Origin of the sequence: Butyrivibrio fibrisolvens, from assembly GCF_037113525.1 — a bacterium.
In the GTDB taxonomy this organism is placed as follows: domain Bacteria; phylum Bacillota; class Clostridia; order Lachnospirales; family Lachnospiraceae; genus Butyrivibrio; species Butyrivibrio fibrisolvens.
On sequence record NZ_CP146963.1, the window covers coordinates 1,370,273 to 1,391,738 of the forward strand.

The 21,466-nt window shown below is 40.4% G+C and carries 16 protein-coding genes; 15 read left to right on the top strand and 1 reads right to left on the bottom strand.

The features are described 5' to 3' along the window. The first annotated feature begins 202 nt into the window (after positions 1 to 202). Positions 203 to 1,135, top strand: a complete 933-nt coding sequence (locus WAA20_RS05480) for a zinc ribbon domain-containing protein (RefSeq protein WP_073384969.1) — start codon at positions 203 to 205, stop codon at positions 1,133 to 1,135. A gap of 38 nt (positions 1,136 to 1,173) precedes the next feature. Here the strand turns inward: WAA20_RS05480 and WAA20_RS05485 are convergent, their stop codons facing one another. Next, the gene (locus tag WAA20_RS05485; RefSeq protein ID WP_027218265.1) at positions 1,174 to 2,205 is read right to left on the bottom strand and encodes a LacI family DNA-binding transcriptional regulator; all 1,032 of its coding nucleotides are present in this window, start codon (positions 2,203 to 2,205) and stop codon (positions 1,174 to 1,176) included. 389 nt (positions 2,206 to 2,594) lie between these two features. Between WAA20_RS05485 and WAA20_RS05490 the strand changes: the two genes are divergently transcribed. From WAA20_RS05490 to WAA20_RS05555, 14 genes are all read left to right on the top strand, one after another. Next, positions 2,595 to 3,521: a sugar ABC transporter permease gene (locus WAA20_RS05490; protein WP_022753366.1), complete on the top strand. Its 927-nt coding sequence runs from the start codon at positions 2,595 to 2,597 to the stop codon at positions 3,519 to 3,521. Between the two features lie 26 nt (positions 3,522 to 3,547). Next, on the top strand, positions 3,548 to 4,492 hold the full coding sequence (locus tag WAA20_RS05495; RefSeq protein WP_022757905.1) for a carbohydrate ABC transporter permease: 945 nt from the start codon (positions 3,548 to 3,550) through the stop codon (positions 4,490 to 4,492). A gap of 86 nt (positions 4,493 to 4,578) precedes the next feature. After that, a complete protein-coding gene (locus WAA20_RS05500; RefSeq protein WP_027215297.1) occupies positions 4,579 to 6,270 on the top strand; it encodes an extracellular solute-binding protein in 1,692 nt (563 codons plus the stop codon). A 119-nt stretch (positions 6,271 to 6,389) separates the two neighbouring features. Continuing rightward, the gene (locus WAA20_RS05505; protein WP_073384967.1) at positions 6,390 to 8,225 is read left to right on the top strand and encodes an immunoglobulin-like domain-containing protein; all 1,836 of its coding nucleotides are present in this window, start codon (positions 6,390 to 6,392) and stop codon (positions 8,223 to 8,225) included. A 248-nt stretch (positions 8,226 to 8,473) separates the two neighbouring features. Further along, on the top strand, positions 8,474 to 10,024 hold the full coding sequence (locus WAA20_RS05510; RefSeq protein ID WP_027204381.1) for a hypothetical protein: 1,551 nt from the start codon (positions 8,474 to 8,476) through the stop codon (positions 10,022 to 10,024). A gap of 967 nt (positions 10,025 to 10,991) precedes the next feature. Next, the gene (locus WAA20_RS05515; protein WP_073384964.1) at positions 10,992 to 11,912 is read left to right on the top strand and encodes a DUF3737 family protein; all 921 of its coding nucleotides are present in this window, start codon (positions 10,992 to 10,994) and stop codon (positions 11,910 to 11,912) included. A 280-nt stretch (positions 11,913 to 12,192) separates the two neighbouring features. Next, the gene (locus WAA20_RS05520; protein WP_073384962.1) at positions 12,193 to 13,368 is read left to right on the top strand and encodes a MalY/PatB family protein; all 1,176 of its coding nucleotides are present in this window, start codon (positions 12,193 to 12,195) and stop codon (positions 13,366 to 13,368) included. A 246-nt stretch (positions 13,369 to 13,614) separates the two neighbouring features. Continuing rightward, positions 13,615 to 15,063 carry an NAD(P)/FAD-dependent oxidoreductase gene (locus WAA20_RS05525; RefSeq protein WP_073384961.1) on the top strand — a complete coding sequence of 483 codons (1,449 nt, stop codon included), beginning with the start codon at positions 13,615 to 13,617 and terminating at the stop codon, positions 15,061 to 15,063. A 33-nt stretch (positions 15,064 to 15,096) separates the two neighbouring features. Beyond that, on the top strand, positions 15,097 to 16,359 hold the full coding sequence (locus WAA20_RS05530) for an FAD-dependent oxidoreductase (RefSeq protein WP_073384958.1): 1,263 nt from the start codon (positions 15,097 to 15,099) through the stop codon (positions 16,357 to 16,359). A gap of 72 nt (positions 16,360 to 16,431) precedes the next feature. Then, positions 16,432 to 16,806 carry a DUF1667 domain-containing protein gene (locus WAA20_RS05535; RefSeq protein ID WP_073384956.1) on the top strand — a complete coding sequence of 125 codons (375 nt, stop codon included), beginning with the start codon at positions 16,432 to 16,434 and terminating at the stop codon, positions 16,804 to 16,806. A 116-nt stretch (positions 16,807 to 16,922) separates the two neighbouring features. Beyond that, a complete protein-coding gene (locus WAA20_RS05540) occupies positions 16,923 to 17,717 on the top strand; it encodes an HAD-IIA family hydrolase (protein ID WP_073384954.1) in 795 nt (264 codons plus the stop codon). Between the two features lie 22 nt (positions 17,718 to 17,739). After that, positions 17,740 to 18,306: a glycerol-3-phosphate responsive antiterminator gene (locus WAA20_RS05545; RefSeq protein ID WP_073384951.1), complete on the top strand. Its 567-nt coding sequence runs from the start codon at positions 17,740 to 17,742 to the stop codon at positions 18,304 to 18,306. 125 nt (positions 18,307 to 18,431) lie between these two features. Continuing rightward, positions 18,432 to 20,696 (top strand): tetratricopeptide repeat protein, encoded by a 2,265-nt coding sequence (locus tag WAA20_RS05550; protein WP_207649261.1) that lies wholly within the window; start codon positions 18,432 to 18,434, stop codon positions 20,694 to 20,696. Between the two features lie 14 nt (positions 20,697 to 20,710). Further along, positions 20,711 to 21,388, top strand: a complete 678-nt coding sequence (locus WAA20_RS05555; RefSeq protein WP_073384950.1) for a thiamine diphosphokinase — start codon at positions 20,711 to 20,713, stop codon at positions 21,386 to 21,388. The last annotated feature ends 78 nt before the right edge of the window (positions 21,389 to 21,466 follow it).

The window sequence follows — 21,466 nt, forward strand, 5'->3', positions numbered from 1 at the left end:
GCATATATATATATATATATATATATATATAATGTTTTTTGGTCATCAAATTCAGCTTCAGTAAGGCATATTTTTCCAATTTTTTGAAGGTTGAGCTTAATGATATTTTAATAAGATCTGGCAAGTCGGGGGATTTGCTGGAAGGGGATTTATTATCTATAACCAAAAATAAATGATTAGTTTTGATTGAGGGAGGAATACAATGGCTTTTTGCGAAAAATGTGGAGCAAAAATATCAGATAATGCTGTATTTTGCCCAGGGTGTGGGAACAAGATTGAGAAGAAAGAGGAAGTGGCAGCTCAGAGTGTAGCGGTTGAGACTACAACCGGACATAAAAGCGGCTTTAGATTGAGAGAAGTATCGGCAGAATCAATGGCGCAAGCCGGAATAAATGAAACGGTTTTTGCAAACAGAGTAGAATCAGTTGATGACCTGAAGCTCAACGATTGCCTGTTTACGCTCTACAAAAAATTGATTTCTCCGGTTAGCAAGATTGAGCATTTAACGATTGCAATACAAAATAACGAATGTGAAATAGCAGCGAAAAAAGCATATGAGGGTGAAACACCTAGTGGTTCAGAATACCTATCTAGGTTCTTCATTTCACTTTTCGTAGCTCCGGTTGTTACGATTTTTGCTGCGTTAATTTTGGGGGTGATTGGGTTGATTTTTGGAGCCGAACTGACTTCTTCTTTTTGTTGGCTACTATATTGGCTTTCCTTAATTTTATTGACCATAGTACCGTTAAAGATCAAATATCGTAAAATTTCAAGGACAACGATGTCCAGATACAATAACCATGATATACCGATACTTGAGAATGAAATAAAGGATTATGAGAATCAGCGTAATAAAATAGTTTTGGCAATTAAGGACTATATCTGTTACTGTCCGCCTGCATACAGACATAGCAGTGCACTTTCTTACTTTGTTGATTCATACACGAACACCAGGGTTAATAATCTTCAGGAGGCTGTTCGCGCCTTTGATGAGCACAAGCGTTCACAGGATGTGCTGAATGCTATGAAATGTATCTATTCAGTTCTTGAAGATATCAGAGCTGAGCAGATAAGAACTAATGAGCAGCTAGCATCATTACAGGCGTCAGTATGGGCAGCAAACTTCATATTTTGATGGTTTAAATAGCGACCCCTGGTAGTGTATACCGGGGGTTATTTTCTGGTGCTGTTTCTGAACATGGGTGTGCATTCCACATGGGTCCAGCTGTAGGGGATGCCGGGATTGCCGATCCTTCTAAGGAGAACTTCTGCTGAGATGCGGCCTATCTCTACACTGGGGATCTGGACGGTTGTAAGTGCGGGCTCTACGATAGAGGCCTGAGGTGTTCCGTCGAATCCTGTTACCATTATGTCGCCTGGAATAGATAATCCCATCTTTTTAAGAGCATTCATTAGATGGGCTGCAAGGAAGTCATTTGCGCATACAAAGGCATCCGGCAGCTCTTTCATTTTATTAAGTCTTGATACGATCCAGTCTGTGTCTGCGTATGGAGATGCATCCGGATCTAAGATGCAGTAATCTTCGTTATAATCTATGCCGGCATCTATAAGGGCTGTCCGGTATCCTATCCATCTGTCATAGAAACTTCCGCAGTGTTCACTGTCACCGTAGAATCCAATCTTTCCTGCACCTTTACTAATAATATAGTTTACTATTTCTATTATTCCGGCACGGCTTTCCATAGCTACGAAGTCGCATCCCATGAGCTTTTTGGAAGCGTGTGTGGGGCTGTCGAGCATTATCGTAGGGATTCCGAGCTTACATATATAATCAAGATAGTCTTGATCAAACAGCTCTATTCCCACTATTCCGGCAGTCTGATCCGGGATGAAGTGGGGCGGGAGTTCTTTGCGTTTAAGCTCTTCTGAAGATATCTCGAACATCTTAAGGTTATAACCTGCTCTGCATATCCTGTCTGTAAAAGTAGTAACAAAATATGTACCAAAATGGTATTCAGCAGGGAGCTTATTGGAAAGAAGTGCGATTACCTTTCCATGAGAAGACTGCTGGAAGACTTTTTCGCTGGGGATGGCTTTGTAGCCGAGCTCCTCAGCTTTTTTTAATATATGATTACGTGTATTTGAAGGGACATTGCCTCGTCCGTTGAAAACTTTGGATACTGTATTTCTGGATAATCCGCAGGCGTCTGCGATATCCTGCATAGTCACTTTATTGTTGGCCATGTTCATTACCTCATATTGATCTGATATTTACATATGATAATAGCGCATCAAGGCTTGTCTTAATGCATTCATCAGATATCTTTAAAATCTTAGCATATCAAAAAAGTCAAAACAAGTTTACAAATGTAAACAATTTACACATTGGAGATTTACATCTATATACATCCTGTATTTTTGCGTTTTGCGCAGAATATTATTAATATTGTACAAAAAACAGATGCTTAAAACAGTTACTATTGAATATTGACGATAAAAAATCATGGATGTAAAATCATAATCATCAAATGTGAACAATGTAAAAAATGTAAACATTGTAAACTAAAATGTATGGCGGTTATTTTCGTATATCTATGTTATCAAACCGCCAGTATGTACCGGGGAGGATCTATATGAATAAAAAGCCTAGAAAGACGTTGGTGCGTGGGTTTAAGGATAATCTTCCTTATCTTCTTATGCTACTACCTGCCATTGTAACTGTTTTTCTTTTTAATTATCTGCCGATATATGGAGTTCTTATCGCTTTTCAGGACTTTATGCCCGGTGACAAGATCTTTTCAGACACAACCATATGGGTAGGATTTAGTAACTTTACAAGATTCTTTAGTGATGTTCAGTTCCTGCCGCTTATGAAGAACACTTTTTTATTGTGTATCTATGGTTTTATCATTGGTTTTCCACTTCCAATAATTGTTTCGCTTTCACTTAATGCACTTAGAAAAAAGAAAGCAGGCAAGATATTCCAGACCATTTTTACAGCGCCGCATTTTATCTCGCTTGTAGTACTTGTTGGTATGCTACAGCTCTTCTTCGGAAGATATGGACTTGTCAACAATATAGCGGCTGGTATGGGGCTTGAGAGATTCTCTTATTTCCTTGAAAACTCAGCTTTTAGACCTTTGTATATCTTGTCCAGTAACTGGCAGGATTTTGGATGGAGCGCAGTGATCTATATTGCAGCTTTGTCTAACGTGGATCCGGGTCAGCACGAAGCCGCTATGATCGACGGTGCCAGCAGATTCCAGAGGATACTTCATGTTGATATTCCTGCGATCATGCCTATGATAAGCGTGATGCTGATCATGTCCATCGGCGGTCTTATGGGAGTCGGTTATGAGAAGGCGCTCCTTATGCAGACAGATGGTAACCTTGCCGTGAGCGAACTGATAGCAACTTATGTATATAAGAAGGGTCTTACAGGAGTCCCTGATCAGGCATATGCTACAGCGATCGGACTTTTTAACTCGGTTATCAATGTGGTACTTTTGATCATTGCCAATACGCTATCGAAGCGTTTTTCTGAGAACTCTCTTTGGTGAAAATATATTTTATAAATGAGGTTAATATGGATAATTCTATCAGCAATACTTCTGCTTTAAATAAAGAGAAAGCCCTAATAAAGAGAAGATCTATCAAAAAGCTATCGCTTGGGGACAGAGTGTTCTATTTTATCAATACTTTGTTTCTGACACTGCTTGCACTGATAATCCTGTATCCTGTTTATTTTATCATCATAGCATCTATATCAGATCCGGATGCGGTTTTGGGTGGTCAGGTTTATCTATATCCTGTCAAGATTACACTTGATGGATTTGAGAAGATACTTCACAGAAACGATATCTGGACAGGTTATCTGAACACTATCTGGTACACAGTGATCACTGTGGTGTTGTCACTTGCTGTAACGATTCCTGCAGGATGGGCTCTTAGCAGGAAGAAACTTCCGGGCAGGAAATTCTGGATGGTCTTTTTTATAATTCCCATGTTCTTCGGAGGTGGTCTTATTCCTTTTTACAATGTTATGAGCAGTCTCCATCTTATCAATTCACAGTGGGCTATCATACTTCCGGCTATCCTGTCTGTATGGAATCTGTTCATGACCAAGACTTTCTTCGAGTCATCGATCCCTGAAGGATTATTGGAAGCGGCAAGAATTGATGGCGCGGGGAAGTTCAGGACTTTCTATTCTATAGTACTGCCACTTGCCAAACCTATCATTGCGGTTATGGCACTATACTACGCGGTAGGTCAGTGGAACAGCTACTTTAATGCGATGATCTTTTTGCAGGATGAGACCAAGTATCCGCTTCAGCTTGTACTTAAAGAGATACTGATCGCTTCAGAGAGCACTGTAGGAGGCAGCGGAGAGACAATACTGCAGCAGTACAGACTTGCTAACCAGCTCAAATACGTATCGGTTATCGTATCAAGTATTCCGGTTCTGTGCTTATATCCTTTTGTTCAGAAATATTTTGCACAGGGTGTAATGCTTGGATCTCTTAAAGACTGAGTATCTTCAAGTGCTTGTCATGGAGGAATAATAAGAACACTATATTAGATCATGTATCTGTATAAATACCATTTGGAGGAAAAAATATGAAAAGGTATAAAAAACTAAGTGCTCTGGTTCTTGCAGCGGTTATGACTTCGTCGCTTGCCGGCTGCGGATCTGGAGATAAGCAAAGTGCATCAGCATCTGACATAGATGCACTTGTAAGTGAGTATGGATTTCAGTGGGAGGATCCTACAAAGCCTATAGTCAATGAAAAAGGTTCACAGGAGATAAGCTTTAATATCTATTCTTCCAAGAACGCTTCTGCACTTGATTATAACGATATGAAGATCATGCAGGATCTGTATGATCAGACTGGTGTCAAAGTAAACTGGGAGAATGTATCTGAATCTGTATATTCTCAGCAAAAGAGTCTTATCTTTGGTAACAGTGAGAACCGCCCTGATGCTATCTATCATGCAGGTATGGATTCGGGAGAGATAATCAAGTATGCAAAGCGTAAAGTTCTTTTGCCAATAAGTGATTATCTTGATTATATGCCCAATCTTAAAAAGCTTCTGGAAGAACGTCCTGATATCAAGAACCAGCTGCTAAATGTAGAGGATGGCAAGATCTATTCCCTTCCTCGTATTGAAGAGATGGGACTTTTAGAGTTCCCTAACCTTCTGTTTCTGAATGCTCAGTGGGCCAAAGATGCTATAAATGCCGGAGCAGTTACAGGTTTATCTGAAAGCGATGTCCAGGACGGACTTACTCTTACAGCTGATCAGATGGAGCAGATCCTTGCTTACTTCAGAGACAATGATATGAACGGCAATGGTAAGAGCGATGATGAAAGACCTCTTAGCTTTGTATATAACAACTGGCAGGGCAATCAGTGCGATCTGTATGGTATGTTCGGCCTTAATGATAACCTTGAGCACAGAGTTGTTGTAGATGGCAAGGTGACATATACAGTTACTGATGACAGATTCAAGGAAGCTACTAATTATATAGCAAGCTGGGTAGACAATGGCCTTATCGACAAGGTTTCATTCGAGCAGAGCCAGGACAACTTCCTTGCAGGCGGCAAAGGCCTTGAAACATATGGCGCTTTCTACTGGTGGGAGAGTGAGACAGTAGTATCTAATCCTGAAGATTATATCGTATGCAGTCCTCTTATCGGACCAAACGGCGATCAGACAATCTGTGTATCCAATAACCCTGAGATTGGAACAGGTGAAGTTGTAGTGTTTGCAGATTGTAAATATCCTGAGATCCTCCTTGCATACTTCGACCGCTACTATGATCCGCTTATATCCGCACAGATCAACTATGGTCCTGTAGGCGTTGTATATGAAGAGGAACTTGATGATAGCGGAATGCTGGTTCAAAAGCCGCTTCCGGAGGGAGTTACAGCTGATGAACTTCGTCTTCAGAATGCGCCTCTTGGCATCATCAATCTTGGAGAGTATGCATGGAACAATGTTGTCAACATGGAGCCTAGAGCAAAACTCCGCCTTGAGAGACTTGATCAGGTGGCAAGACCTTATGTAGATGCTAAGGTAACCCCATGTCCTAACCTTCAGTTCACTCTTGAAGAGCTCAATACTCTTGGCAACTACGAAAGCAACATGAATGACTATATAAGGACCAATCTCATTGCATGGCTTATGAAAGGCGGCGTGACAGACAGCGACTGGGAAGCTTTCCAGAATGACCTTAATGGCAAAGTTAAACTTCCTGAGATCCAGCAGGTATATCAGGATGCTTATGACAGATATATAAGTCAGTAAAACTGCAAGTATATCAAAACAAAATATAAAAGGTATTAGAGAATTTTTGTAGCAAAAATAAGTTCCTGTAAGTCTATATAGACAGCTAGGGACCAAATAATATAAAAGAGGGAATGAGAATGAGAAAAAAGTTTGTGGCAATGCTTATGACACTTATATGTACAGTATCAGTAGCTGCCTGTTCAAACGGCGCAGCATCAGGCGGTGATAATACTGCTCCTGTAATAGAGGGAGCTGCTGATGCTACAGTTATGGCCGGAACAGAGTTTGATGCACTTAGCGGCATAACAGCATCTGATGATCAGGATGGCGACCTTAGCAGTGTGATCAAGGTTGAGGCTACTCCTTCACTTGATTTTAAGAACGGTAAGGCAACACCTGAGAATGCAGGATCTTATGAGCTTGTATATTCTGTAACAGATAAGGGAGGTCTTACTACTGAAAGCTATGCAACTCTTACTGTTACCAAGATGACTGGGGACGAGGAAGTTTATAAAGAGTTTGATTTTAGTAAGGCCGGAGAAGTAGATAATAAAGGCTGGGAAGTTAAGATAGGTGACAATGCCAAGGCAACAGGTCAGCTCAAGCAGGGCGCATATGTTTTTGATATAGAAAATCCCGGAGAGTCTGATGGAGAAGTTGCTCTTTCCAAATCAGGATTTGAAGTCAAAAAAGCTGACTATACTGTAAAAGTCTGGGCTAAGTCAACAAAGCCAACATATGCACATATCATAGCAAGAGATGAAAACGCGGCAGACTGGGCTACTTTTGGCGGATCTTATAACGTTCAGATCACAGAAGAGGTAGCACCTTACGAACTTACTTTTTCTTCAGATAAAGAGGGTAAGTGCGAGCTCATGATCAATATGGGCAAGATCACACCTAACCCTGATAATGCAGAAGATACAACACCTGAAGACTTCACTGTAACTATTGATAAGATCGAGATCTATGAAAGTGTTGGTGAAGAGGAGCTTGTAGCTTCATACACAGCTGATCCTTCTAAAGATAATCTTACTGTAGAAGCAGGCGACGGTGCAGAGGCCGGGGTTACATTCGAAGATGGCAGCGCCAAGACTGATATTACAGCTTATCCATCTGCTGATGGCGGAGTATGGAGCATTAAGACAGATATTTCAATAGGCGATGTTAAGATTGAGAATGGAAAGAAGTACTATTACAGATTCAATGTTAATGCTGCTAACGGACAGACTGGTGAAGTTCTGGTAGAAAGTAGGGAAAAGGGCTTTGAGTGCAGAGCTAACTTTAATACGCTGGATGCACCTGCCGGTGAGGAGATAACAGTCGAGGGCGTATTTACTGCAGAAGCTGACGTAGAGGATCCTGTTATCCGCCTTCAGATAGGTAACGCTCCTGAGGGAGTAACTGATAATGAGATAGTTATAAACAGCATCGAATTTGGAACAGTAGAAGGTGATAAGGAAGTTACTAAGACAATTGATTCTTTCATGGCATTTGGAAGAAATAGTGCCAACGCAGATAATACAGATCTTCCATGGGAGACCTTCAATGGAACTGATGAAGATAATGACAAGGGAGTTGGCGTTATCTGGGCAGAAGACGGAAGCTTCTTTTACCGTATTGATAATGGAGGCACAGTAGACTGGCACAACAAGCTTATCTGCGGTTATACAGGCAATCCTCTTACTCTTGAATCAGATGCTTACTATACGATCGAGATAACAGTTAAGGCACAAAAGCCTGTATCTTGCGGAGTATTCCTCAATCCTATGGGAGACTGGGATCCCAGGATCTCAGAAGGAATGGATATCACAACTGAGTATCAGACCTTCAGATTTACTACTACAGATACATTCATCACAGATATGGATTTCGAGCTTCTGTTCCAGTTTGGTTCTGAGGACACAGCAGCTATGGGAGAAAATACTATAGAGTTTTCTAACATTACTATCTATAAGATGAGCGCTATGTAAGGCGGCGGAAGATAGTAAACGTTAGGGGATTTATATAAAGTGAGCAGACAGGCCGGGCGGTACAAAATGCTTTGGCCTGTTTGACTTATATATGTAATGTGAATGATTGATGCCTACGGGATCATTAAAGATTAAGACCAAAACACTTGCTATAAAATTAGTGTTTGGGCGTTGGTAAAAAACATACGAATTAGATACAGATTATCAGACTTTCTAATGATATGTCTGTACATGAGGATTTTTATTTTATGAAAAATAAGTTATTAGGAATTGCCAGGATCATGAGCATTCTATGCGTCTTTACTGCGGGATGCAGTATTGGGCAGGAGCCTTTCCAAAAAAATTTAGAATATGATGATGAAGGGGAACCTTTTGTGGAAAATACAAATGATAAAGATTTCTCGGAGCTTACAACTCCCGGAAGTATGGAAAAAGCATATGAATACAAAAACTTTTTTCTCCCGGGATTATGTGGTACAAATCAGCCATATGTAGGTGACTGTATGGCATATTATGAAGACGGAACATATTATATCTATTATCTCAAAGATGGCGGAGATTCATATAATCACTCAGTATTCCTGACCAAGACAACAGACTTTGTAACTTATGAAGAAGTGGAAGGCCCTGTGCTTGAAGCTGACAAAGCAGGCGGTCAGGATGCATGGATAGGAACAGGATCTGTTGTGAAAATAGGTGATGAATATCTATTCTTCTACACAGGACACGGATCTCATCCTACCTGTGAATATGCAGAGACTATCAAGGTTGCAAGAGGAACTAGTCCTACAGAGTTTGAAAAGGACGAGACTTTCGAGATCATACCTCCTGATGAACTTGGACAAAAGAATGATTTTAGGGATCCGCAGGCATATTATGATGAAGAAACAGGTAATATAGTGCTTACAGTTACTGCATCTAAGGATAATGTTGCAAGGATCCTTAAGTACACGCTAAGCTCTGATCTTAAAGAAGTGACTTATGATGGAGTTATCTTCGATGATCCTACTAAAGAGTTCTGGAATCTTGAGTGTTCTGATACTTTTAAAATAGGAGACAAGTATTACATCACATATTCAGCACAGGATGATACTCTCTGGTATGCAGTATCAGATACGCCTTACGGGCCTTATGAGAATGCTGCAAGAATTGATGGCAAGCTCTTCTATGCGGCCAAGCACGTAGAGGGTCCTGATGGAATGTATATGGTAGCATGGGCCAGAAGAAGTGATTCACCTTCTGACATCATGGGTGTAACAGCCTGGGCAGGGAACCTTATAGTCATGAAGATCTGTCAAAATGAGGATGGAAGTCTGTATCTTGCACCTGTTGACAAGATCGTGGAGCAGTACAAGGATAGAAGAAAGCCTCTTATGGCACAGGATGATGTGAACATAACAGCGGGCTCTAGATATTACTACGAAGAGTATTTTAACTGCTATGAAAGCTTTATGCTGACCGGTAAGTTCACATATTCCGGTAATGGAAGCTTTGGACTTGCCTTTGATTATAATGGCAATAGTGATAATTACAAGATGATAAGCATAGATACAAGGACTCAGCTTCTTGATCTTAATTTTAATGAAGGTACGACAGATATCACTTCTACAAGCGTATCACTAAAAGAAGGCGAGACATACTCTTTTACCTATATTCAGGAAGGCTCTGTAGGTGTCTTCTACATAGATGGTCAGGCATCACTTACAGTAAGGCTCTACGGAGTGTCCGGCAAGAGCATCAGACTCTTTGCAGAAGACTGCACAGTGGACTTTACGGATCTTAGAGAGTATACGAGGTGATGATCGTAAATAGTAGGGCAACTGATATTGCCTAATGGCTAAGCTTCTCACATGAGGGTTAACTTATCATGTGGGAAGCTTTTTAATTTTAAAGTAACTGAAACTTCGCACTTGCCAAACATACGCCACCCTTTGAGGCAGCGCCGATGCGGATAGTTTATAATGCATTTTCATATCTTGAATGTGTTATAAATTCAAGGACATAGAAATACATCCATGTATTTCTATACATGTCTAGTTACATCCTGTAACCGGGCATGATATCTGGATTTTTATATTCTAGGGTCTGAAACTCGCTTCGCTCAGACATGCAGACCCTAAGAAGAATATAAAAATCCATCTCTCATGCTCCTGAATTTTATAACACCTTCAAAAGATATGAAAATGCATTATAAACTATCCGCATCGGCACTACCGCAAAGGATGGTGTATGTTTGGCAAGTGCGAAGTTTGAGTAAAGTAAAATGTACTGCCAAAATAAAGAAAACAGAACAGTTGACAGTTATTCAAGAAGTAAAAATTAAAAATCCCAAAAAGAATTTAGAAAAAAATAAGAAGTGTACGATATATTTATTGATATACTAGAAAATAACGTAAGTGGCTAATAACACCTTCAAGATACAAAAAAGCATAATACACTGCCTAAAAGGGGCGTATTGGCAGTAATATGCAAATTTCAAAGCACAATAAATCGGTCAGTTATACACTGCTTTCATCGGCTAAAGGTGTAAAAGAGCAAAAAACAATTGAAATCCGAATAAAAATGGTATAATATTTAATTGTATACAATATAAAATATACATTTTTTACCTAATGTCGCGAGCAAAGCGAGTGGCTAATGGTTCAAATTGATGAAGCTTGCGTCATCAATTTGGGTTTGAAAGTGGAACACTTTCAAACTTATATTGTATACATAAGAATTATTAGCGTGATATTAGTTTGATAGGTACATGTAGGAGGTTTAGTAGTGTCCGATTCTAAGAGATTTAATCCTGTAAGAAGATCAGGTGAAGAGATACATGAAGAGCAGTTGTCAGGTGAGAGAGCACTCTATAGAGGGCGTGATCTTAAGATATATGATACAGTTTTTCATGATGGAGAGTCTCCGCTTAAGGAGAGCAGGAATATAGAGCTGTATGGCTGTGAGTTTCAGTGGAAATATCCCGTATGGTATGCTGACAATGTATATGCCAAGGACTGCGTATGGCAGGAAATGGGCAGATCAGGAGTCTGGTATACAAATAATATGACAATTGAAGACAGCCTTATTGGTGCTCCCAAGAATTTCAGACGATGTAAGAATTTAAAGATCAGGAATTCATCAATGCCTAATGCACAGGAGACATTGTGGATGTGCGATGGAGTGGAGCTATCCAATGTTACAGCAAGAGGCGACTACTTTGGAATGAATTCTGATAATATCAAAGTAGATCACCTGGAGCTTTTTGGCAATTATGCTTTTGATGGTTCTAAAAATGTAGAAGTCAGAAATTCAAGGCTTGTGACCAAGGACTGCTTCTGGAACTGCGAGAATGTTACAGTTTATGATTCCTACATTTCAGGCGAGTACCTTGCATGGAACACTAAGAACCTTACACTTGTTAACTGTACAATCGAGTCCAATCAGGGCCTTTGCTACATTAATAATCTTAAGATGGTTAATTGCAAGCTTGTTAATACGACTCTAGCATTTGAGTACGCATACGACGTTGATGCAGAGATCATCAATAAAGTCGATGGAATCCTCAACCCAGGTTCAGGATCTATCAAGGCAAGAAAAATTGCAGAACTTATCGTTGAGCCAGATAACTGTGATATCTCTAAGACTAATATTATGGTCAAGGACGCTGAAAGTGGCGAAGTGAGAAGCATTTCTATAGCGAAATAAATTATGCTTTTACACATATAAATTTTACTACTATCTTGAAGATTCCTGAGGTTGGCTGTTAATAAATGATTTTCTGGTCTTTGAAAAATATATTAAATTCAAGAGCTTGATAGATGGAATGATATATTCTGTTTGGGATTCATCTGTTTGAGCGAAGCGAGTTTATGAATCCCAGAATATATTATTCCAGATATCATGCCTTGAATTAAATGTATTTTTCATGACCAAAAAATCATTTATTAACGGCCAGCCTCAGGAATCCCCCAGAAACGAGGCAAACATGAGAAAATACAATTTCGATAAAGTGATAGACAGAAGTTCTTCATGGGCTATAAAGTGGGATGTAAAAGAGGGCGAGCTCCCTATGTGGGTTGCTGACATGGATTTTGAGACAGCTCCTGAAGTTAAGGAAGCGCTTATAGAGCGTCTTAATGTTGGTGCCTATGGATATTCCTATGTTCCTGACGAATGGTACGATGCCTATATTTCCTGGTGGGGTAGACGCCACCATCTTAATATTTCAAAGGACGAGCTTGTCTTTACAACAGGCGTTATCCCGACCATTTCAAGTACAGTCAGAAAGCTTACAACTCCCAATGAGAAGATTGTAATTCTGACTCCTATCTACAACACCTTCTATAACTGCATAGTCAATAACGGCGCAAGACCTTTTGAGTCAAAGCTTATTATGAAAGATGGCAGATGGGAGATCGATTTCAAGGACCTTGAAGAAAAACTCGCAGATCCTCAGTCATCTCTTATGATCCTTTGCAATCCTCACAATCCTGTAGGTCGCATTTGGACAAAGGAAGAGCTTATAAAGATCGGCGAACTTTGCTATAAGCACGGAGTTACAGTTCTGTCTGATGAGATCCATTGCGATATAGTTGATCCTGACAAGGAGTATGTACCTTTTGCATCAGTTTCTGATATCTGCAGAGATATAAGCATCACAGCCCTGGCTCCTTCCAAGACCTTTAACATGGCAGGCATGGCTACAAGCGCTGCTTTCGTTCCTAATAAATTCCTCCGCCACAAGGTATGGAGACAGGTCAACACCGATGAGTGCGGCGAGCCTTCATTTCTTGCAGTAACAGCTGCTGTTGCGGCATTTACCAAAGGTGAAGATTGGCTTAATGAACTGAACAAGTATGTTTATGATAATAAATGCTACTGCGAAGAATTTATTACAAATAATATACCTGGCATCAAGGTTCTTCATTCGGAAGCTACATATCTTATCTGGGTAGATTGCAGGGATATCACAGACGATAGCTATGACCTTGCATATTTCATTAGAGAGAAGACTGGTCTTTATATCCTACCAGGTAAACTCTATGGCCCTGGCGGAGAAGGCTTCCTTCGTATTAACCTTGCATGCCCCAGAAGCATCGTAGAAGATGGCATGGAAAGACTTAAGAAGGGTATTGAGCTTTATATAAGTGAGAAAAAATGATCAGGAAACGGTTGCACCAAAACCAGTTTCATGGTAGTATTTATATAGTTAAGTGAATATTTTTTTATCGACAAACGAAGAGACGAGAGAAAAGGGTGTCGGTGCAGTATTAGTTCGGTTAGAACTTTATTCTTGTTGGAATTAATTCAATGGGAGATTTGCACGTGCTTTTTTCTATCGTCTCTTTTTTCATGTCGATAATATTTGATTTTTAGTAAGGTATTCTTTTTGAAGGAGAAGCAGATTATGAACACAGATGTTGTAATCATCGGGGGCGGCGTTGTTGGATGCGCCATCGCAAGGCAGTTGTCAGCTTATGATCTGAAGACTGTTCTTGTAGAAAAGGAAGAGGATGTATGCTCCGGTACATCCAAGGCTAACAGTGCCATAGTACATGCGGGTTTTGACGCTGAACCTGGTTCAGTTAAGGCAAAGTTCAATGTCCTTGGCAGCAAGATGATGGAAGATTTATCCAAAGAACTAGATTTTCCATATAGAAGAAACGGATCCTTGGTTCTTTGCTTTGACGAAGCAGACAGACCTAAGCTTCAGGATCTTTATGACAGGGGCGTAAAGAACGGCGTTGAGGATCTTGAGATCATTTCGGGAGATCAGGCAAGAGAGCTTGAACCTAACGTATCAGATGAAGTCGTTGCAGCACTTCTTGCAAAGACAGGTGCGATCGTATGCCCATTTAATCTTACTATCGCGCTTGCAGAGAATGCTTGTGATAACGGCGTAGAATTCCGCTTCAATACTGAAGTTCAGGATATAAAGAAAATAGACGGTGGCTATAGCCTTCGTACTAATAACGGAGAGATAACTACAAGATTTGTCGTAAATGCTGCAGGTGTGTATGCAGATCTTTTTCATAATATGGTATCTGATAAGAAGATTCATATCACTCCCCGTAAGGGCGATTACAAGCTTATGGACAAGGAAGTTGGTAATCATGTAGATCACACGATCTTCCAGCTCCCTGGCAAATACGGTAAAGGTGTTCTTGTAACTCCTACTGTTCATGGCAATCTTCTTGCAGGTCCTACAGCTGTTGATGTTGAGAATAAAGAACTTACTTCCACATCAGCTCAGGAACTTGATGATCTTACAAGTAAGGCAATGATTAGCGTTAAGAATGTTCCTTTCCGTCAGACTATAACTTCTTTCTCAGGACTTCGTGCCCATGAGGATGGAGATGACTTTATAATCGGTGAATGCGAAGATGCAGAAGGCTTTTTTGACGCAGCAGGAATTGAATCTCCTGGTCTTTCAAGCGCACCTGCTATCGGCGTATTCATTGCAGATGAGATTGCAAAAAAAGCTGGAGCATCCAAGAATGAGAGATTTAACGGAAAACGTACAGGTATTCCTCATGTAGCTGAGATGTCCATGGAAGAGAGAGCTGCTCTTATAAAGCAAGACCCTTCATTTGGTACTATCATCTGCCGCTGCGAGGGAATTTCAGAGGGTGAGATCAGAAACTCCATAAGACGAACACTTGGTGCAAGATCTATGGACGGCGTAAAGAGAAGAACAAGAGCCGGAATGGGAAGATGCCAGGCCGGATTCTGTACACCTCGTACCATCGAGATAATCGCAGAAGAGCTTGGAATTCCGGTAACACAGGTTTGCAAGAATCGCAAAGGGTCGGAACTTATTGTCGGTGATGACAAAGATGAAATAGGCAGAGCCTGAAAAATTCATTTGAAATATATGAAAGGACTATTTATGAATAGTATAGATCTTGTAATTATAGGCGGTGGCCCCGCAGGACTTGCAGCAGCTCTATCTGCTAGAAAAGAGGGCGTGGAAGATATACTTATACTTGAGCGTGACCATATTCTTGGAGGTATCTTAAATCAGTGCATCCACAATGGTTTCGGTCTTCATACATTCAAGGAAGAGCTGACCGGACCTGAATATGCAGGTCGCTTCATTGACCGTGTTATGGCTGAGAAGATTCCTTATAAGCTAAATACTATGGTCATTGATATTAATAAAGACAGGGAAGTTACATATATTAACAAAGAGGATGGCCTTACAACTATCAAGGCTAAGGCTATTGTTCTTGCCATGGGATGCAGGGAGCGTCCAAGGGGAGCCTTGAACATTCCCGGATTTAGACCTGCCGGCATTTATACAGCAGGAACAGCTCAGCGTCTTATGAACATTGAAGGACATATGGTTGGCAAAAAAGTTGTCATCCTTGGTTCAGGAGATATCGGTCTTATCATGGCTCGTCGTATGACGTTAGAGGGTGCCAAGGTAGAAGTTGTTGCAGAGCTTATGCCTTATTCAGGCGGCCTTAAGAGAAATATTGTTCAGTGTCTTGATGACTACGGTATCCCGCTTAAGTTAAGCCACACTGTTGTTGATATTGAAGGTAAAGATCATGTGACAGGCATTACTATTGCCAAGGTTGATGAGAACAAGAAGCCTATCCCTGGAACAGAGATTCATTATGATGCCGACACACTTCTTTTATCATGTGGTCTTCTTCCTGAAAATGAGCTGACAAGAGGAATTGGAGCTTCTATATGTCCTGTGACAAGTGGTCCTAGTGTAACAGATAAGCTTGAGACAAGTGTTGAGGGAATCTTCGCTTGTGGTAATGTTCTTCACGTACATGACCTTGTTGACTATGTATCTGAAGAAGCTACTCTTGCAGGCAAGAATGCTGCAGCATATATTCTTGGATCTGGCAGTGGAGCTGGTAAGACTATTGAGCTTAAGGCTGATGGCGGTGTTCGCTACACAGTTCCTCAGAGTCTTGATATCACTAACATGAGCGATAAGGTAGTCGTAAGATTCAGAGTTGGTGATGTATATAAGAACCGTAACGTATGCGTATATTACGGCGATGAGAAGGTTCAAAACATTAAAAAGAGAGTCATGGCTCCGGGAGAGATGGAGCAGGTAGTACTTATGAAGAGCTCTTTTGACAATTATGAAAACATTGAATCGATAAGGATCTGTACAGAAGAGAACTGATAGACCTGTTTAATGAAGAGGAATTTTGGAGACAGAGTTCTGAAAATTATGTTCTAAAGATTGGAGCAAGATATGGAGACAAGAGAACTTATATGCATTGGCTGTCCCATGGGATGTATGCTGACTGTAAATATGGAAGATGCTGATAATATCACGGTTACAGGTAATACCTGCCCACGTGGCGAAGCTTATGGCAAAAAAGAAGTAACAAACCCTACCCGTATAGTGACAAGTAGTGTTAAAATAATCGATGGTACTATCGCAAGGGTTTCTGTTAAGACTGAAAATGATATTCCTAAGGGAAAGATTTTCGATATCATGAAGGAGATCCGTGATACTACTGTTACGGCGCCTATCCATATAGGAGATGTGATTCTTAAGAATGTTGCGGATACCGGAGTTGACGTTATCGCAACCAAGGATGTTGAAAGAAGCGCCGCTATATAATACGGTTCGCAACTTACGGATTCTTAGGGATTATCGGATCAGTATCTGGAAGGATTTTTGATAGCTGGTTTCATGAATCTATAAAGCGGATCGTAGAGAAAGGCTTTTAGATCATCATGGATAAAAAACAGTTATTGGAAAAAACTGATCTTTTCGTGCTGGACATGGATGGTACGTTTTACCTTGGAGACAAGATTCTTCCGGGGGCATTTTCCTTTATTGATGCTGTTAAGCAGAAGGGAAAGGATTATCTTTTTTTCACAAATAATGCATCTACAAGGCCTGAGGCTTATATTGATAAGCTTGCAGGCATGGGATGCTTCATAACAAGGGATAAGATCATGACTTCAGGTGATGTTATGATCAGATTCCTAAAGAGCGAATATCCGGGCAAATCGGTTTATCTGCTTGGTACGGCTCCTCTTATCGAGAGTTTTGAGGATGCAGGTATCAGGCTTGATAGCGAGCACCCGGATATTGTTGTTGCAAGCTTTGATAAGACTCTTACTTATGAGAAGCTGGAGAGAGCATGCACTTTTATCAGGGAGGGAGCTCTTTTCCTTGCAACACATATGGATATAAACTGTCCTGTTGAAGGCGGATTTATTCCTGACTGCGGTGCTATCTGCGCTGCGATCTCTCTTTCCACAGGTAAAAAGCCAAGATATGTAGGTAAGCCCTTTGTTGAGACGGTTGACATGATCCTTGACAAAACAGGTTATAATAGAGAGAATGTCACGTTTGTGGGAGACAGGCTCTATACTGATGTTGCGACTGGTGTTAACAACGGCGCACGCGGAGTTTTAGTCCTTACTGGAGAAACTCATCTTGAGGATGTTGAGACGTCAGATACTAAGCCTGATGCTATCTATGATTCAATTGCGCAGATGGGGCAGCTGATGTTATCCTAAAGTGAAAGGGTAGGGATTTCTCATGAAAAAAAACTTATCTGATATACTTGCGGATTCACCGGTTATTGCGGCAGTTAAAGATGAAAAGGGGCTTACTAAGGCTCTTTTGTCTGAATGCAGTATGATCTTTATTTTGTATGGTAATATTTGTAATATAAGTGATATCGTTGAGAAGGTCGATAGAGCTTCTAAGATTGCCATAGTTCATGCGGATCTTGTAAATGGTCTTTCCATGAAAGAGATTGCTGTTGATTATATTAGAAATAACACTAAAGCTCAGGGTATCATTTCTACTAAGCCTTTGCTTGTAAAGAGGGCTAAGGAGCTTGATCTGATCGCAATTCAGAGGACGTTTGTGATCGATTCTATTGCTTATAACAATATGATGAAACAGATCAAAGAATATGAGCCTGATGCTGTTGAGATACTTCCGGGCGTTATGCCGTCTGTTACAGCGGATGTGAGGGAAGCAGTTGATCTTCCTATCATTGCCAGTGGTCTTCTCAGAAGTAAAAAAGATGTTGTGGCAGCTTTGGATGCAGGGGCCGATGCTGTTTCTACAACTGCAGAAGATTTATGGTCTGTTTAAGTTTCGTGGTATATAACTATAGATCGTGAAGCATTTTGAAGGTTTGATGGCTGTTAATTAGCCTGTTAGAGCTTTGCCGGGGAAATTATATTTGGGGATGTCATTATAATTGGAGTTAAAACGGGATGGCTAATAAAGAAAACGAAAATAAGGAAATCGATAATAAAGAGATCGAAAATAAGGAAATCGTAGATAAGGACATCGCGAATAAGGAAATAGATAACAAAGACGTTGAGAATAAGGACGTTGATAAAGACGCCGAGAATGAAAACGTTGAGAATAAGGATATTGATAAAGACGTCGAGAATTTCGTTGTTGAAATAATTGACTTCAATGATGGTGCAGATAAGAAAGAGTCAGATACAAAAGTCTTAGATGCAAAAGACTCTGATAGTAAAGATTCTGATAATAACGACTTAGATAATAAGGACTCTGATAACAACGATTCAGATAAAGAAGAAATAGAAGATAAAGCTGATAGTGAAAATATAAACGATGACAAAACTGGCATCGAAGAAGAAAACAATGACAAAGCTGACAGTGAAGAAGATTCAGCCAAAAAAGGTAGCAAGGGAAAAAAGTGGACTGCTTTTGATATAGGTCAGATCGTTGTCATCGTACTTCTTTTATTTGTATGTCTTTTTGGAACTTACAAGCTGTATCAGAATCTTACAGCGGTTCGTTTTACTAAAGCTTTGGCACTTGCGCAGAATTATCAGAGCAATGGAGATTATGCATCAGCTATCAAGTATTATCAGCAGGCTATCAGTATTGATAGTAAGTCAGCTGTTGCATATGAAGAGCTTGCCAATTGTTATGCTACTTTAGGCGATACAGAGCATGTTATGAACGTTCTTTATAGCGGATGGCAGAATATTGGCGATCAGACAATGCTTGATAATTACATCTCGCTTAAATTAAATAGCGTTATTGCAAGCATTCAGACGTCAGGTGGAAGCTTTGAAGCAGTTGAAAATGTTCTTGATGTACTTAAGATCGATGGCACTAACGAGAATGCTCTTCAGCTTCTTGGTACTCTTTACAGCTATTGTATGATCGATAAGAATTCTTCAGGAGATAGTGTTCTTTTCTGGGAATCAGAGGAAGAAAATTCTATTTTTTCCCAGTATCTTGAAGCAGTATCTACAATGCTTGATATTTATGAAGTGTCTCCAAGTGATGAACTTGAGATGCTTATCGCAAGATACATTATGCCTGAAGGAAATGTAGTATGGATCGGTCTTAATAATTGCAGCGACTATGCTCTTTTGGTTCAGGATGCAAGTGATCTTCTTGGAGAGAGCAGTTCTCTTAGCTCTTATGAAGGTTGCCTTGAAGAGGCAGCAAACGTATCCGGCGTATTTACAAAGCTTTGGACTAAGGTAAGCGAAGATGACGTTGATGCGTTCAGAGATTTCATGATCAGTGATAAGCTCCTTGCGTTCAAGGATGCTCTTGTCGCAGGTGAGTATCCGTATCTTGAACTTGAGATGGAGAATACTTTCTGCCAGGAAGGAGTTATCCTTACACTTGAAGATAATTCCTGGACATATCACTTCCCGGATTTTAGTGAAAACTTAAGTACAAAGGGAGTTATTACACTTCAGCTTACATATGATGAAGTTCAGGCAGCAGAGCAGGCTATTGAAGAAGCTAAAGAAAATGGAACTTTGGAGAATACCGAAGAAACAGTAGAATCTCAGGAAGATGCAACAGTAGATTCTTCAGAGGATTCATCAGATGAATCTTCAGAAAATTCTTCAGAAGAATCATCGCAAGACGAAGCTAACTTAGATGATGCCAGCAAAGATACAGAGACAGATGATGCAGCCGATACTTCAGACAGCGCTGCTGAAGCTTCCACAGAAGAAGAGATAAGAAGCGGTAAGGTTATCATGAATTACGAGCCTGCTGTTCATGGCACAAGCTATTTTCCTCATACAACTTATTACTTTGTATGTGAGTATGAAGGTGATGTTGTAACCTACAAATATCAGCAGGTTATCACTCTTGAAGACGGAACCAAGACCAGAACTACAATAGATAACTGGGGTGATGAAGAACTCGAAACAGTTGTTGATGAAGATATTGAAGAGGAAACAGAAACTGAGGAGACTCCGGCTCCAACTCAGACACAGCCTCAGGAGACTAATACTCAGACAACCCCTGATGTGATCGTAGATCCTGAGACAGGAGCAATGTACGATCCTAATACCGGACTTCAGATAGACCCGGCAACAGGATTCCTTATAGACCCGGCAACTGGATTGTATATCGATCCTAACACCTGGACATATATCGATCCGGCCACAGGAGCAGTAGTAGATCCTAATGCACCTGCTACAGAAGAGACTCCGGCTGATCCCAATGCGGCAGCTGCAGGAGCTTGATAGAGGCAACATATATGGAGACAAAAGAGGGTAAGTGCATAATCGTATCTGCCGGTGACTTTGAGCCGGTAGACTTAAATTACCAGGATGGAGATTATCTTATTGCCTGTGATGCTGGATTTTGTTATCTTGATCGCATGGGAATACTTCCGGATCTGATCGTTGGTGATTTTGATTCAATGGCTTCTTTTCCTGAAGCACTTAATTCACTTAGGGAGATTTCTATAGAAGATCCTGACAGAATTATGTCGCTGGATGTCCATAAAGATGACACCGATACCATGAAGGCCATCAAGACAGGCTTTGAGCATGGCTATAAGAAGTTCTATATGTACGGCGCTCTTGGCGGCAGAAGGTTTGACCACTCTATATCCAATATTCAGGCACTTTTATATATCAAAAGAAATGGTGGCAAGGGATATATCATGGAAGCTGAGCAGATAATGCTTATAGCTGAAAATGAAACCATCAGTTTCAACAAAGGTATGACTGGTATACTATCAGTATTCTCTCTTGGAAAAAGAGCAGAAGGTGTAACTTTAAAAGGTCTTGAATACGAGATGGAAGATGGCGTTATTACAAACGATTTTCCAATCGGAACAAGCAATGAATTCATAATTGACGAAGCTGCCAGTATCACAGTAAAAGAAGGGACGCTGCTGATAATTGCCAACTGGAGCGGAGCTCATTGAGGTTAAACGAAAAATAATAGTAATTATTAATTAAGTTATATTGTTGTAGCAATCTTGTATATGTTATTTTTAAACATA